Source organism: Streptomyces sp. NPDC006687, assembly GCF_040636215.1.
GTDB lineage: Bacteria > Actinomycetota > Actinomycetes > Streptomycetales > Streptomycetaceae > Streptomyces.
In genome coordinates, this window is the sequence record NZ_JBEYJJ010000002.1 from 249,574 (window position 1) to 262,755 (window position 13,182).

Below are 13,182 nucleotides of genomic sequence, written 5' to 3' on the forward strand. Positions count from 1 at the left end.
TGTGGTTTCCGGCCGGTAGATTCAATGGTCTTCGACGGATCAAGTCTGAAACTTGTTCTACATGATACGAGCGGTTACGCTCCGGCGACGGTGCAGGGAGAAGGGGGCCGAGAGTGACCGCAGAGGCCATGGTGACGAGCCCTTTCGAGGCTTTGGGAGCGCCCGCCGCCGACGGCGGACGCCCGTTGCGGATCGCCCTGCTCACCTATAAGGGGAACCCGTTCTGCGGCGGCCAGGGCGTCTACGTCCGCCACCTGTCCCGCGAACTCGTCAAGCTGGGCCACTCCGTCGAGGTCATCGGCGCGCAGCCCTACCCGGTCCTCGACACCGGCGCCACCCTCACCGAGCTGCCCAGCCTCGACCTCTACCGCAGCCCCGACCCGTTCCGTACGCCCGCGCGCGAGGAGTACCGGGACTGGATCGACGCCCTGGAGGTCGCCACCATGTGGACCGGCGGCTTTCCCGAGCCGCTGACCTTCTCGCTGCGCGCCCGGCGCCATCTGCGGGCCCGCGCCGGTGAGTTCGACGTCATCCACGACAACCAGACCCTCGGCTACGGCCTCCTCGGCGACCTCGGCGCCCCGCTGGTGACGACCGTCCACCACCCGATCACCGTCGACCGCAAGCTCGACCTCGCCGCCGCCAAGGACCGCAAGAAGCGGGCCTCCGTGCGCCGCTGGTACGCCTTCACGCGGATGCAGGGGCGCGTCGCCCGCCGCCTGCCGTCCGTCCTGACCGTCTCCGGCTCCTCCCGGCAGGAGATCGCCGAGCACCTGGGCGTCCGCGACGACCGCATCCACGTCGTCCACATCGGCGCCGACACCGACCTCTGGTCGCCCGACCCGTCCGTGGCCGAGGTCCCCGGGCGGATCGTGACCACCTCCAGCGCCGACGTCCCCCTCAAGGGGCTGGTCCACCTGGTCGAGGCGCTCGCCAAACTGCGCACCGAGCAGCCCGGCGCGCACCTCGTGGTCGTCGGCAAGCGGGCCGAGAGCGGGCCGGTCGCCCGCGCGATCGAGTCGTACGGGCTCCAGGACGCGGTCCGCTTCGTCAAGGGCATCACCGACGCCGAACTCGTGGACCTGGTGCGCAGCGCCCAGGTGGCCTGTGTGCCCTCCCTCTACGAGGGCTTCTCGCTCCCGGCCGCCGAGGCCATGGCCACCGGCACCCCGCTGGTCGCCACCACCGGAGGGGCCATCCCCGAGGTCGCCGGCCCCGACGGGGAGACCTGCCTGGCCGTGCCGCCCGGTGACGCGGGGGCGCTGGCCGCCGCGCTGGGCCGGATGCTGGGCGACGCCGCCCTGCGCGCCCGTCTCGGTGCGGCCGGACGGGAGCGGGTGCTGGCCCGGTTCACCTGGGCCAGAGCCGCCGAGGGCACCGCCGCCCACTACCGGGCCGCGATCGAGCGCGCGGCCGCCGCCCGCAGCTCCCGGTAGCCGGGCCGCGCCCCCACCGGCCCACCGCGCATCCGCAGCAACACCCGCACCATCCGCACCATCCGCACCACCCTTCACCCCCGTGACCGCGAAGGCAGGACCCCGTGCTGACCGTCGATTTCTCCCGGTTCCCGCTCGCCGCCGGCGACCGCGTCCTCGATCTGGGCTGCGGCGCAGGCCGGCACGCCTTCGAGTGCTACCGGCGCGGAGCCCAGGTCGTCGCCGTCGACCGCAACGGCGAGGAGATCCGCGAGGTCGCCAAGTGGTTCGCCGCCATGAAGGAGGCCGGTGAGGCTCCGGCCGGGGCCACCGCCACCGCCATGGAGGGCGACGCCCTCGCCCTGCCCTTCCCCGACGACTCCTTCGACGTCGTCATCATCTCCGAGGTGATGGAGCACATCCCCGACGACAAGGGCGTCCTCGCCGAGATGGTGCGCGTCCTCAAGCCGGGCGGCCGCATCGCCATCACCGTCCCGCGCTACGGCCCGGAGAAGATCTGCTGGGCGCTGTCCGACGCCTACCACGAGGTCGAGGGCGGTCACATCCGCATCTACAAGGCCGACGAACTGCTCGGCAAGATGCGGGCCGCGGGCCTCAAGCCGTACGGCACCCACCACGCGCACGGACTGCACTCCCCGTACTGGTGGCTCAAGTGCGCCTTCGGCGTGGACAACGACAAGGCGCTGCCGGTCAAGGCGTACCACAAGCTCCTGGTGTGGGACATCATGAAGAAGCCGCTGGCCACCCGCCTCGCCGAGCAGGCCCTCAACCCGCTCATCGGCAAGAGCTTCGTGGCGTACGCGACCAAGCCCCACCTCCCCGTCGAAGCCGCCGGCGCCGCCGGCTCCGCCCAGTGAGCTCGCCGGGGCGCACCGTACCCGAACACCTCGTGCTGGACGGCGTCCTGACCGCCGCACAGGCGGCCCGCACGGTGGACGGGATACTCGCCGCGCAGCGGCCGGACGGGGCCATACCGTGGTTCCGGGGCCACCACCTCGACCCCTGGGACCACACCGAGGCCGCGATGGCCCTGGACGCGGCGGGCGAGCACGAGGCGGCCGAGCGGGCCTACGCCTGGCTGGCCCGCCACCAGAACCCGGACGGCTCCTGGTACGCCGCCTACGCCGACCGGCCCGACGGGGTCGACACCGCCCAGCCGCAGGACGCGGGCCGGGAGTCCAACTTCGTCGCCTACATCGCCGTCGGCGTCTGGCACCACTACCTGTCCACCGGCGACGACACCTTCCTGGACCGGATGTGGCCGGCCGTCCTGGCCGCCGTCGAATGGGTCCTCGGCCTCCAGCAGCCCGGCGGGGAGATCGGCTGGAAGCGGGAGGCGGACGGCACGCCCGTCACCGACGCCCTGCTGACCGGCTCCTCCTCCATCCACCAGGCCCTGCGCTGCGCCCTGGCCATCGCCGACCACCGGGGCGACCCGCAGCCGGACTGGGAGCTCGCGGCGGGCGCCCTCGCCCACGCGATACGCCGGCACCCGGAGCGGTTCCTGGACAAGTCCCGCTACTCGATGGACTGGTACTACCCGGTGCTGGGCGGTGCCCTGACGGGTGCGCAGGCCAGGGCGCGCATCGAGGAGCGCTGGGAGGAGTTCGTCGTCCCGGACCTGGGGGTGCGGTGCGTGCTGCCGAACCCGTGGGTGACGGGCGGGGAGTCCTGCGAGCTCGCGCTCGCCCTGTGGGCGGTCGGGGAGTCCGACCGGGCGCTGGAGATCCTGCGCGCCATCGGACACCTGCGCGCCGAGAACGGCATGTACTGGACGGGTTACGTCTTCGAGGACCGGGCGGTGTGGCCGGTGGAGCAGACCACCTGGACGGCGGGCTCGCTCCTGCTGGCCGTGGCCGCCCTCGGCGGGGACGAGGCCACCACGGAGGTCTTCGGCGGCGAGCGGCTCCCGCCCGGCATGGACCCCGGCTGCTGCTAGGTCGCCTAGAGCCGGCTCAGGAGTCGGGCCAGGGCGTGGCCCGCCACCAGGTAGACCACGGCGGCGATGCCGTAGTCGACGATCACCTGGGCCCAGTGCCGGCTGAGGTGGAAGATGCCGATGGACCAGCCGGCCAGCCAGGTCGCCGCGTCGTGGAACCACTGGACGACCGCGTTGGAGCCGTTCGCGTCCAGTAGGTCCAGGACGATCCACACGACGATGATCAGCGCCACCAGGTCGGCGGCGAGCGCCACGATCCGTCCGGCCGACCAGCCGGCGCGGGGTCCTGCCATGCGATACCGGTCCATGCCCGGCGTCTTGCCGTTCCGGCACGGTTGAAACCCGTACCGCCCCGGGGCGGGGCCCGGAGGTCTCCGGACGGGTGACCCGGGTGGCGGAGCGGCGGCGGCCGGGTGAGGCTGCGGAGGACCCCTCAGTCCCCGGAGGCAACCGTGCGCGTACCCACCACCGTTCGATTCCGTCGCGCCGTGACGGCCGTACTCCTGTCCACTGCGCTGCTGGCCGGCGCGACCGCCTGCGGTTCCGGCGGCGACCGGGGCCGGCGGGAGGAGGCGTCCTCGGCCGCGACCGCGGCGGAGCTGGCCGCCCTCGCGGTGGCGGAGCCGGACGCGGCCGAGGCCGATGAGCTGGCCGCGGCGACGCCCGAGCCGAGCACCTCGGCGGAGCGGCAGAAGTTCGCCAAGACGCGCTTCGTCGCCAACGCGGGGCTGGCGGCGGGCGCCACCTACCAGTGGATCATCAAGCCGTACCGGGCGGGCAAGTTCAAGAAGGGCGCCAAGGGCCGTACGTTCGCGCTGATCAAGGCGGGTCTCGCGGGCGCCTTCGCCTACAACCGGCTGAAGGCGGCGGCCGAGAACGCCAAGGGCGACCCGCTGCTGTCGAAGGCGGTGGCACCGCTGACGGCGGGCATCGACTCCCTCAAGAACCTCGCCGGCAAGCTCCGCAAGGGCGAGGCGGGCGACGCCGACATCAGCTCCTTCGAGAACGTGATCACCGGCGTGAAGCAGGCCGGCCAGAGCGCGGACGCCCCGGTGACGGACAGGGTGCCGAGCCTCTCCCAGCTCGGCGGCTGACCGCCCCACGGCCTACCGGGAGCCGTCTGCGGTGGCGGCGAGCGCGGGTGCGCACCCGCGGGTGGTGGCCGAGCCGGCCGGCCCGTGCTGAACCGGCACGAGTGCGGATTCTCCCGCCGGGGCCGGCCGGAAGGTCCGCGGCCACAGGCGCGCCAGGGACCGGTAGAAGCGGTCCGGAAGGAAGACGGCATCCGCGACGATCATCACTCCGGAGAAGACCGGAAGCCCCAAGAGGACCGCGATCCCCAGGTGCAGGCTCACCAGCATGAGCAGTACGGGGTATTTGAGCCTGCCGAACAGGACGAACGGGAAGGCGACCTGGAGCAGGACCGTCAGGTAGCCGGCGATGGCCAGCGCGACCGGGTGCGCGTCCATCAGGAGGGACAGCGCGGGCCACGGCCGGAAGAGGTCGAGGTTCAGCACGTAGTGCAGGGCGGTTCCGTTGCCCCAGGAGCCGCCCTGCACCTTGTAGAGGCCCGCGGACCCGTAGAGGAAGCAGACCTGGGCCGCGATGACGAACATGCCGCAGTTGTGCAGCACGGTGCTCGCGGTGCGACCGAACGCGCGGCACCGGAGCCGGTACCGGCCGCCGTCCGCTGCCGCCCTCGGCTTCCTGCTCGCGTCCCAGGACCAGCGCCGGCCGCACGCGGTGAAGACCAGGTACACGGCCATGAGGAGGAAGAGGTTGTCGCCTCCGTCCGTCATGAAGACCGCCCGCGCGTGGAACGACGCGACCATGACCGCGAACAGCACGGACACCGCTCTGGTCCGCCAGCCGAGCGTGAACAGCACGGACGTCAGGACGGCCGCCGCGTAGCAGCATTCGAAGTACGGCCGGCTGTCGGAGAGGGTGAGGACGCTGACCCACCCGGTCTGGTCGAACAGCTGCCGCGCCAGCTCCGGCGTCCAGGGCGACCCCGGACCCCAGATCTCGTCGCGGTGCGGGAACTCGCGCAGGAGGAAGACGAGGTAGAGCAGTCCGTATCCGATGCGCAGGACCGCCGCCGCGTACAGGGAGACGGGCCGCTCGGTCAGTACGGCGACGAGCGCGCCCATGCGGTCGAGCAGTGTCGGCTCAGTCTGTTCCATGGGGGGCCACCTTCCACCAGGGCAGGTAACGGGTGTCGAGGGGCGCGACCCGGTGGGCAGCGCCTGGGGCGTCCGGGGCGGGGACGGGAAGCGTGACCACCCGGAGCTGGATGGAGTCGAAGGATCCGCGCCTGTGGGCGGCGACGCGGTCCGCCGCGATGTTGCGCAGGTACGTCCGCATCATCACGGCCCGCTCCGAGTGCGGTTCGTCGTCACCGCCGAACGCTTCGAGGTAGGAACTCCAGGCGCGCCGGAGCATGTTCTGTGCCGTGTGGCTCGGGAAGGGGTCGTGCTCGACAGCGGAGTCGTCCACGGCGCTCAGGTCGAACCAGTCGCTCACCCGCACACTGCCGTCGGGGGCGGCGTGGCCGGTCCTCGCCGAGATCTTGCGGTTGACCGACTCCGGGTCCGGGGCGAAGAGGCGCCAGTTCTGCTCGAAAAGCGGATAGATCCACGCGTTGACCGGTCCGCTGTACAGCTGTGAGACGGCGTTCGCCGGTGCCACATGGAGAAAGACCACGAGTACGTGGATCAGCGCCGTGGCCAGGCACAGGACGACGAAGGCGCCTGTTCCCACCCCCAGCCGGCGGCGCGGCCCGCAATCCTCCGGGGGTGACTCCGGGCCGCCGTCGTGGCCCTCCAGCGCGGGCCCGGATCGTGACTGCTCCGTCGTGCTCATCCATCCGCTCCTTCCGGCTTGCGCGAGCGGCGCGCGACGGGATCGAGGCCGATCCGCCGCGCGCCACCCGCCCTACTCGCGAATCGCGCGTGACCGCCTGGTGTTCAGGCCGCCCCGGGAGTTACGCGCGACTTCGCGGTCCTTCGTGGTTCCCGTAGTCGGGCCCCTCGTCGGGCCCGTCGTGGGGCCCGTCCTCGTGTCCGCCGTGATCCCCGTGGTCGGGACGGCCGTGGTGATCGTGCTTGTCGTGCTTGTCGTGACCCGGCCGCCCTGGGACGTCATGGCCGGGCTTTCCGGGCTTGTGGTGGGGCGGCTTGGGAATTCCGCCGGTCGTGCCGCCGTTGGTTCCGCCCGTCGTCGCGCCCGTGACGCCTCCCGTCGTGGCGCCGGCGATGAGGCCGCCGCCCGTCGTCGCCCCGCCGAGCACGCCGCCGAGCAGTCCGCCATTGGTGCCACCGGTCGTCGCACCCCCGAGTACCCCGCCGAGCACGCCGCCGGTCGTGCCGCCGGTCGTGGGACCGCCCGTCGTGGTGCCGCCCGTCGTCGGGCCGCCGGTCGTGGTGCCACCGGTCGTGGGTCCGCCGGTCGTGGTGCCGGCGACGACGCCGCCCGTGACCAGACCGCCCGTGGTTCCGCCGGTGGTGCCGGCGGCGCACGTCCCACGGTTGATCGTGTTGGTGTCCATCGTCACCGCGCCGTTACGGGCCAGCGCCCGTCCGTCGATGTCCGCGCCCGTGGTCAGGGTGATGGAGGTCAGGGCCATGATCGTGCCGACGAAGTTGGTGTCGGTGCCGAGGGTGGCCGAACTTCCGATCTGCCAGAACACGTTGCAGGGTGAGGCCCCGTTGATCAGGGACACGTTGCTGGAGCTCGCCGTGGTCAGACCCGAAGGGACCTGGAACACCCACACGGCGTTGGGGTTGCCCTGGGCGTTCAGGGTGAGGGTGCCGGTGAGCCCGAGGGTGTCGGGGGCGCGGTACACACCCGGAACCAGCGTCAGGCCCCCGGCATCCGCCGGAAGAGTCGCGTCCAACGGTTGTCCTGCGGCGTTGTCGTACGCCACGACCAGGTCGCTCTTGGCCTGGAGACCCACGGGGTCGACCGGGCCGGAGTGAACGGTGCCGTTCACGGTCCCGGGCGGGAAACCGCTGATGGCGGTTCCCGGACTCACCCCGAGGTCACCGGTGATGACCGAGGGGCCGGTGTTGGTGATCTCCGAGCCGGCCAGCACGGCGAAGCTGGCGGCCGTGCCCAGAGGTACGGATGTTGCGGTGGCATGTGCCCGGGTCGGCGTCACCGCGACCACGGCAGAGGCGATCACCGTGGCGAGTACCGTCGCGATCCAGACCGGCGTCGTGCGTCTTAGCGCCGTGCCGGAGATGTTCAGCGTCATCGAGGGGCCAACTCCTGTGAGTGGGTGGGAAATTCATTGACGGTCTCGACCGCACAGGACCGTCTCGCTGTCGCTGGCATATTACGCAGAAACATGTAAATGGCCGGGACCTGCTCGGCGATTTCCCGGCCGTCCGTCATTTGCCACTGACAAGCCGGTCATACGAATCGCCGAATTGGCTCAACTGCGCATGACGGGGGGAAATCGCATTTCCTGCGGTCCCCTCCCCGAGCCGCTCGACGGCCGTGCGCGACACGGCGCCAGGACGGACTCGGCTCCCCGGGGGACATGGCAGTCTGCTCACCGGAACGAGGGTCTCGGAGCGGAGGAACACACCCCGTGGGCGTCGATATCAACCCCACCGTCAGCAGGCGCCGGCTGGGATCGGAGCTACGCCGGCTCCGGCAGGCCAGCGGTATGACGACACGGCAAGTGGCGGAACGGCTGCTGATCTCCCAGCCCAAGATCAGCCTCCTGGAGAACGGCCGTCGCCTCGTCAAACCGCGCGACGTGCGCGATCTCTGCCGGCTGTACGGGGTCCAGGACCAGCGGCTGGTCGACGACCTGATGCGGCTGGCCGGGGAGTCGGGCCGGCAGGGCTGGTGGAACACCTACGGCGACATCCCGTACGGCGCCTACATCGGCCTGGAGGCCGAGGCCGTCGCGATCCGGACCTACGAGCCCCTGCTGATCCCGGGCCTGCTGCAGACTCCGGCCTACGCGCGGGCGGTCATCGCAGGAACGATCCCTCATGCCACCGCCGAGCAGGCCGCCACCCGCCTCCGGGTGAGGCTGCGGCGCCAGGACCGGCTGGGCGCCCCTGACCACCCGCTGCGCTTATGGGCCGTGCTCGACGAATCGGCGCTGCGGCGCGTCGTGGGCAGCCGCGAGGTCATGCGCGAGCAGCTCGAACATCTCATCCGCCTCGGCGCCCAGCCGCACATCACCGTGCAGGTCCTTCCGCACGAGGTGGGGGCCCACCCAGGTGTCTCGGGGCAGTTCTCGCTGCTCGAATTCGCCGACGCCGCCGATGCGAATGTGGTGTACCTGGAGAGGTTCACCAGCGACCTCTATGTGGAGAAACGATCCGACGTACGTCTCTACAGCGACCTTTACGCGCATGTGCAGGCCCAGGCGCTGAGCCCGAAGAGCACCGCGCGGTTCATCGCCGAATTCATCGACGCGTACGGCGGTGCGTGATTCTCCCGTGAGCCCCCACGGCCCTAGCTGTTCAGCTCCGCCAGGACCCGCAGGGTGTGCGGGTCCGGGGCGGTGACGAGGAGGTCGGTGACGGGGCCCTCGCGCCACAGGTCCAGGCGTTCGGCGATGCGTGCGCGGGGGCCGATCAGGGAGATCTCGTCGGCGAAGGCGTCCGGGACGGCGAGGACCGCCTCCTGCCGGCGCCCCGCCAGGAACAGCTCCTGGATCCGCCGGGCCTCCTCCTCGTAGCCCATGCGGGCCATCAGGTCGGCGTGGAAGTTGCTGGCCGCGTGGCCCATGCCGCCGATGTAGAAGCCGAGCATCGCCTTGACCGGCAGCAGCCCCTCGGCGACGTCCTCGCAGACCTGCGCCCGGGCCATCGGGGCGATCATGAACCCCTCGGGGAGACCGGTGAGGGAGGCCCGGTAGACGTCCGGGCGGGTCGGGGACCAGTACAGCGGGAGCCAGCCGTCCGCGATCCGGGTGGTCTGGGCGATGTTCTTCGGGCCCTCCGCCCCCAGCAGCAGCGGCAGGTCCGCGCGCAGCGGGTGGGTGATGGGCTTGAGGGGCCTGCCGAGGCCGGTGCCGTCCGCACCCCGGTACGGGAGGGCGTGGAAGCGGCCGTCCAGGGTGACGGGCGCCTGCCGGCGCAGCACCTGGCGGACGACGTCGACGTACTCGCGGGTGGCGGTGAGCGGGCTCGCGGGGAAGGGGCGCCCGTACCAGCCCTCCACCACCTGAGGCCCGGACAGGCCCAGCCCCAGCATCATCCGGCCGCCGGAGAGGTGGTCCAGGGTGAGGGCGTGCATGGCGGTGGCGGCCGGGGTCCGGGCGGCCATCTGCGCGATCGCCGTCCCCAGGCGGATGCGGGAGGTGCGGGCGGCGATCCAGGTGAGCGGGGTGAAGGCGTCGGAGCCCCAGGCTTCGGCGGTCCACACCGAGTCGTAGCCCAGCCGTTCGGCCTCGGTGGCGAGGTCGAGGTGGCCGGGGACGGGGCCGCGGCCCCAGTAGCCGAGTGCGAGTCCGAGGCGCATGGCCGTCCCCTCCGCGCTGCTCGACCTGACGGCGCGTCAGGTCTTCGTGCGGGCGACTGTAGGGCACCATGGCCCCGCCGGAAAGAGCGACGGCCCCCCGCCGGTGGAGGCGGGGGGCCGTCGGTGCGTACGGGGCGGGGCGGGTCAGCCGCGCTGGATGCCCGCGGTGTCGTTGAGGACGCCGCGGCGGCCGTCCTGGGTCTGGGCGATCAGCGTGGACGGGCCGCGCTGGTCGACGGCCAGGTACCAGGTGCCCGGGGCGAGCTCCGCGATCGGGTTGGGGGAGCCGTCCTCGGCGAAGAGGGGCCGGGCCACCGGCACCGCGAACCAGAACGGGGTGAACTCCGCGGCGGCCTGGAACCCGCCGCCGGCGGAGTCCTGCGGGGTGCCGCCGTACGGCGCGTCCGGCTGCGGGGTGGTCCCGTAGCCGGGAGGCTGCTGGGCGCCCGGGTAGCCGTAACCGGTGCCGGGCTGGGCCCCGTACGGCTGGGCGGTGACGGGCTTGGGCTCCGGCACCAGCGGCCCGGCCAGCGCGGGGATCTTCGACCCGGCCACGGCCACACCGGCCAGGACGAGCGTGCCGAGGAACGCGAGCAGGCAGCCCGCGCCCAGGTCGGCCCGCGCCGGGGTGGTGATCAGCGACCACAGGGCGTTCCAGGCGGCCGCCACCGCCAGCACCGTGCCCCAGGCCGTCAGCGTCAGCCCGCCGAGCTTGCGGCCCTCGGGCTGGAAGCGGGCCGCGATCAGCAGGCCCGCCGCGATGAACCCGGTCAGGAAGATGGTCGGGAGGGCCAGCCCGTAGACATCGGTGTCCCACGCACTCGGGAGGTCGGCGCCGGTGATGGAGTAGAAATCGAGGAACGAGGCGATGAACAGCAGCACCGCTGCTCCGATCACCACGCCGTCTCCTCGAGTGAGGGAGCGGATGTTCACGTCTCTGGTGTCCTTCTCGGTTCGGCAGGGCGGATCGGGCGCCCCCATGGTACGGAGGTTTCCGCGACCGGGAGGACCGGGGAGGCCGGAGCCCGCCCCCGTGACTACCCGCCGAGGAAGCCGGTGATGCCGTCCGCGATGCCCTGGGCGGCCTTCTGCCGCCACTGCGGACTCATCAGCTGCGCCGCGTCCTTGTCGTCACGCATGTTGCCGCATTCGAGGAACACCTTGGGCCGGGTCGAGAGATTGAGCCCGCCCAGATCGTCGCGGACGACCATCCCCGTACCGCTGCCCAGGTAGTTGGCCGGGGCGGAGCCGGTGGCGCGGGCGAAGTTGGCGGCGATGCGCTCGCCGAGGTCGCGGGAGGGGCCGACGATCGGCGCGGTGTCGGCCGCACCTCCCTTGACCCGGGCGGGGAGGATGACGTGGAAGCCCCGGTTGCCCGCGGAGGCGCCGTCGGCGTGGACCGAGATGACGGCGTCGGCGGCCGCCTGGTTGCCGATCCGGGCCCGCTCGTCGATGCACGGCCCCCAGGGGCGGTCGCCGTCGTGGGTGAGGACCACCTTGGCGCCCTTGGCCTCCAGCAGGGCCCGCGCCCGGTGCGAGACGTCGAGGGAGAACTCGGCCTCCATGTACCCGGAGTTGGTGGTGGTGCCGGTGGTGTCGCACTCCTTGCGGTTGGTGCCGATGTCCACCTGCCGGTCGATCTCCCGGCCGTGCTGGAAGTTCCCGGTGTTGTGCCCCGGGTCGATGACGACGGTCCGCCCTGCCAGGGGGCCCTTGGCGGGGGCCGCCGCCGGGGAGGCGGCCCGGGCGCTCGCGGAGGCGCTGGCCTTGGCGTCCGCGGCGGCCGGCGGGGAGGAGGCGGCGGCGAGCGGCGCCGCCGCGGGCTGCGGGGCGGCCTGGCCCGGGCCGGCCAGGACCTGGGTCAGGAGCCAGCCGGCCAGGCAGGTCGGGGCCAGGGCCGCGAGCCCCACCGCGAGGGCGGGGCGGCGGGCGAACCAGGGCCGGTCGGGGCTGATGGAGGAGGCGGACTCGGGCGGCGGAGGGCTGTCGTCGTAGCGCACGTCGCGATGCTAGAACGCCCGGCCGACCCTCGTACGGATCCTGCGCCATCCGAGGGCGTGGTCCGATTGTCGTTCCGGGGTGTGGGCCGTGTGGGTGCCCCGGCTAGATGCCCTCGGACGTACGGCGCAGGACCCGGAGGGAATCCGTCACGGAGACCTCCTCGAAGGCTCCGGAGGCCAGGGCACGCAGGTAGATCCGGTACGGGGCCTGGCCGCCGTCGGCCGGATCGGGGAACACGTCATGGATGACGAGCGTGCCGCCGACCGCCAGGTGCGGGGCCCAGCCCTCGTAGTCGCCCGTGGCGTGCTCGTCGGTGTGGCCGCCGTCGATGAAGACGAACCCGAGCGGGCCGCCCCACGCCGCCGCCACCTGGGGGGAGCGGCCCACGATCGCGATGACGTGCTCCTCCAGCCCGGCCCGGTGGAGGGTGCGGCGGAAGGTGGGGAGGGTGTCCATCAGCCCGATCTCCGGGTCCACCACCGTCGGGTCGTGGTACTCCCAGCCCGGCTGCTGCTCCTCGCTGCCCCGGTGGTGGTCGACGGTGATCGCCGCCACCCCCGCCTCACGGGCGGCGTCGGCCAGCAGGATGGTGGAGCGCCCGCAGTACGTGCCGACCTCCAGCAGCGGCAGCCCGAGCCCGGCCGCGGCGGAGGCCGCCTCGTACAGCGCGAGGCCCTCGCCGACGGGCATGAACCCCTTGGCTGCCTCGAAGGCGGCGAGGGTCTCCGGCTTGGGGGTGGCGGGCGCCATGGGTGCTCCTCCGGGGGGTGCGCGGTGTGTGGCGGCCCATGGTGCCCTATGCCTCCGGCGGTGTTACCGGCGGGTTGCGCCCCGGACCGCCTCCCGCCTGCGAAGGGGCCGGGGGAGGTCGTCGCACTCGAACCACACCGTCTTGCCGACGGCGCGCGGCTCGGTGCCCCAGCGGTCGGTGACGGCCTCCACGAGGAGCAGCCCGCGCCCGCCCTCCGCGAGGACGTCGTCCCCCTCGCAGGGGCGGGGCTGCTCGGGGCTGTCGTCGGACACCTCGACCCGCAGCCCCTCGGGCCGGCGCAGGATGAGCACCCCGCAGCCGCGTCCGGGTACGTGCCGGACGACGTTGGCGACCAGCTCGGTCAGCGCCAGCTCGGCGGCGTCGGCCAGCCGGGGCATCTCCCAGCGGTCCAGGAACAGCCGCAGGATCCGCCGCATATGGCCGGCCGAATGCTCACCCACAGTGAAGCCCATGCGGTAGCTGCCGCCCATTTCCGCCGGAGCGTGGTCAGTTGCGTGATTCATGTCACCAGAGTGGAGTCCGGTCATTACGCTCGGCTACAGACC

Annotated in this window: 14 protein-coding genes; 5 read left to right on the top strand and 9 right to left on the bottom strand. The window is 72.5% G+C overall.

The features are described from left to right. Positions 1-113 precede the first annotated feature (113 nt). The 3 genes from ABZ716_RS03520 (at position 114) to ABZ716_RS03530 (ending at position 3,375) form a co-directional block, all read left to right on the top strand. Complete coding sequence (locus ABZ716_RS03520) at positions 114-1,436, top strand: glycosyltransferase family 4 protein (protein WP_358956180.1); 1,323 nt, start codon at positions 114-116, stop codon at positions 1,434-1,436. A gap of 104 nt (positions 1,437-1,540) precedes the next feature. Further along, positions 1,541-2,293: a class I SAM-dependent methyltransferase gene (locus ABZ716_RS03525; RefSeq protein ID WP_358811423.1), complete on the top strand. Its 753-nt coding sequence runs from the start codon at positions 1,541-1,543 to the stop codon at positions 2,291-2,293. After that, a complete protein-coding gene (locus tag ABZ716_RS03530) occupies positions 2,290-3,375 on the top strand; it encodes a prenyltransferase (protein ID WP_358811424.1) in 1,086 nt (361 codons plus the stop codon). Before ABZ716_RS03525 ends, ABZ716_RS03530 begins: the two co-directional genes overlap by 4 nt. Positions 3,376-3,380: 5 nt before the next feature. Here the strand turns inward: ABZ716_RS03530 and ABZ716_RS03535 are convergent, their stop codons facing one another. Next, the gene (locus ABZ716_RS03535; RefSeq protein WP_351892471.1) at positions 3,381-3,668 is read right to left on the bottom strand and encodes a hypothetical protein; all 288 of its coding nucleotides are present in this window, start codon (positions 3,666-3,668) and stop codon (positions 3,381-3,383) included. 195 nt (positions 3,669-3,863) lie between these two features. Here ABZ716_RS03535 and ABZ716_RS03540 point away from each other — a divergent pair, with 195 nt between their 5' ends. Beyond that, positions 3,864-4,469 (top strand): hypothetical protein, encoded by a 606-nt coding sequence (locus ABZ716_RS03540; protein WP_358811426.1) that lies wholly within the window; start codon positions 3,864-3,866, stop codon positions 4,467-4,469. A gap of 12 nt (positions 4,470-4,481) precedes the next feature. On the opposite strand, the gene ABZ716_RS03545 is transcribed toward ABZ716_RS03540, so the two are convergent. The 3 genes from ABZ716_RS03545 to ABZ716_RS03555 form a co-directional block, all read right to left on the bottom strand. Next, the gene (locus tag ABZ716_RS03545; RefSeq protein ID WP_358956182.1) at positions 4,482-5,558 is read right to left on the bottom strand and encodes an HTTM domain-containing protein; all 1,077 of its coding nucleotides are present in this window, start codon (positions 5,556-5,558) and stop codon (positions 4,482-4,484) included. Next, on the bottom strand, positions 5,545-6,237 hold the full coding sequence (locus ABZ716_RS03550) for a DUF5819 family protein (protein ID WP_358956185.1): 693 nt from the start codon (positions 6,235-6,237) through the stop codon (positions 5,545-5,547). The genes ABZ716_RS03545 and ABZ716_RS03550 overlap by 14 nt, the downstream gene beginning before the upstream one ends. Positions 6,238-6,358: 121 nt before the next feature. Further along, a complete protein-coding gene (locus tag ABZ716_RS03555) occupies positions 6,359-7,630 on the bottom strand; it encodes an ice-binding family protein (protein ID WP_358956188.1) in 1,272 nt (423 codons plus the stop codon). Positions 7,631-7,969: 339 nt separating this feature from the next. Between ABZ716_RS03555 and ABZ716_RS03560 the strand changes: the two genes are divergently transcribed. Continuing rightward, positions 7,970-8,830 carry a helix-turn-helix transcriptional regulator gene (locus ABZ716_RS03560; RefSeq protein WP_358956190.1) on the top strand — a complete coding sequence of 287 codons (861 nt, stop codon included), beginning with the start codon at positions 7,970-7,972 and terminating at the stop codon, positions 8,828-8,830. 23 nt (positions 8,831-8,853) lie between these two features. Here the strand turns inward: ABZ716_RS03560 and ABZ716_RS03565 are convergent, their stop codons facing one another. From ABZ716_RS03565 to ABZ716_RS03585, 5 genes are all read right to left on the bottom strand, one after another. Continuing rightward, positions 8,854-9,864 carry an LLM class F420-dependent oxidoreductase gene (locus ABZ716_RS03565; protein WP_358956192.1) on the bottom strand — a complete coding sequence of 337 codons (1,011 nt, stop codon included), beginning with the start codon at positions 9,862-9,864 and terminating at the stop codon, positions 8,854-8,856. Positions 9,865-10,008: 144 nt separating this feature from the next. After that, complete coding sequence (locus tag ABZ716_RS03570) at positions 10,009-10,797, bottom strand: DUF5336 domain-containing protein (RefSeq protein WP_358811432.1); 789 nt, start codon at positions 10,795-10,797, stop codon at positions 10,009-10,011. Positions 10,798-10,901: 104 nt separating this feature from the next. Beyond that, positions 10,902-11,864, bottom strand: a complete 963-nt coding sequence (locus ABZ716_RS03575; RefSeq protein WP_358811433.1) for an N-acetylmuramoyl-L-alanine amidase — start codon at positions 11,862-11,864, stop codon at positions 10,902-10,904. 103 nt (positions 11,865-11,967) lie between these two features. Further along, the gene (locus ABZ716_RS03580) at positions 11,968-12,615 is read right to left on the bottom strand and encodes a class I SAM-dependent methyltransferase (protein WP_358811434.1); all 648 of its coding nucleotides are present in this window, start codon (positions 12,613-12,615) and stop codon (positions 11,968-11,970) included. A 63-nt stretch (positions 12,616-12,678) separates the two neighbouring features. Further along, complete coding sequence (locus ABZ716_RS03585) at positions 12,679-13,140, bottom strand: ATP-binding protein (protein ID WP_358956194.1); 462 nt, start codon at positions 13,138-13,140, stop codon at positions 12,679-12,681. Between the last annotated feature and the right edge of the window lie 42 nt (positions 13,141-13,182).

Coding starts and splice junctions, on each gene's coding strand:
- ABZ716_RS03535 (WP_351892471.1), bottom strand. CDS start 3,668: ATGGCAGGACCCCGCGCCGGCTGGTCGGCCGGACGGATCGTGGCGCTC.
- ABZ716_RS03545 (WP_358956182.1), bottom strand. CDS start 5,558: ATGGAACAGACTGAGCCGACACTGCTCGACCGCATGGGCGCGCTCGTC.
- ABZ716_RS03550 (WP_358956185.1), bottom strand. CDS start 6,237: ATGAGCACGACGGAGCAGTCACGATCCGGGCCCGCGCTGGAGGGCCAC.
- ABZ716_RS03555 (WP_358956188.1), bottom strand. CDS start 7,630: ATGACGCTGAACATCTCCGGCACGGCGCTAAGACGCACGACGCCGGTC.
- ABZ716_RS03565 (WP_358956192.1), bottom strand. CDS start 9,864: ATGCGCCTCGGACTCGCACTCGGCTACTGGGGCCGCGGCCCCGTCCCC.
- ABZ716_RS03580 (WP_358811434.1), bottom strand. CDS start 12,615: ATGGCGCCCGCCACCCCCAAGCCGGAGACCCTCGCCGCCTTCGAGGCA.
- ABZ716_RS03585 (WP_358956194.1), bottom strand. CDS start 13,140: ATGAATCACGCAACTGACCACGCTCCGGCGGAAATGGGCGGCAGCTAC.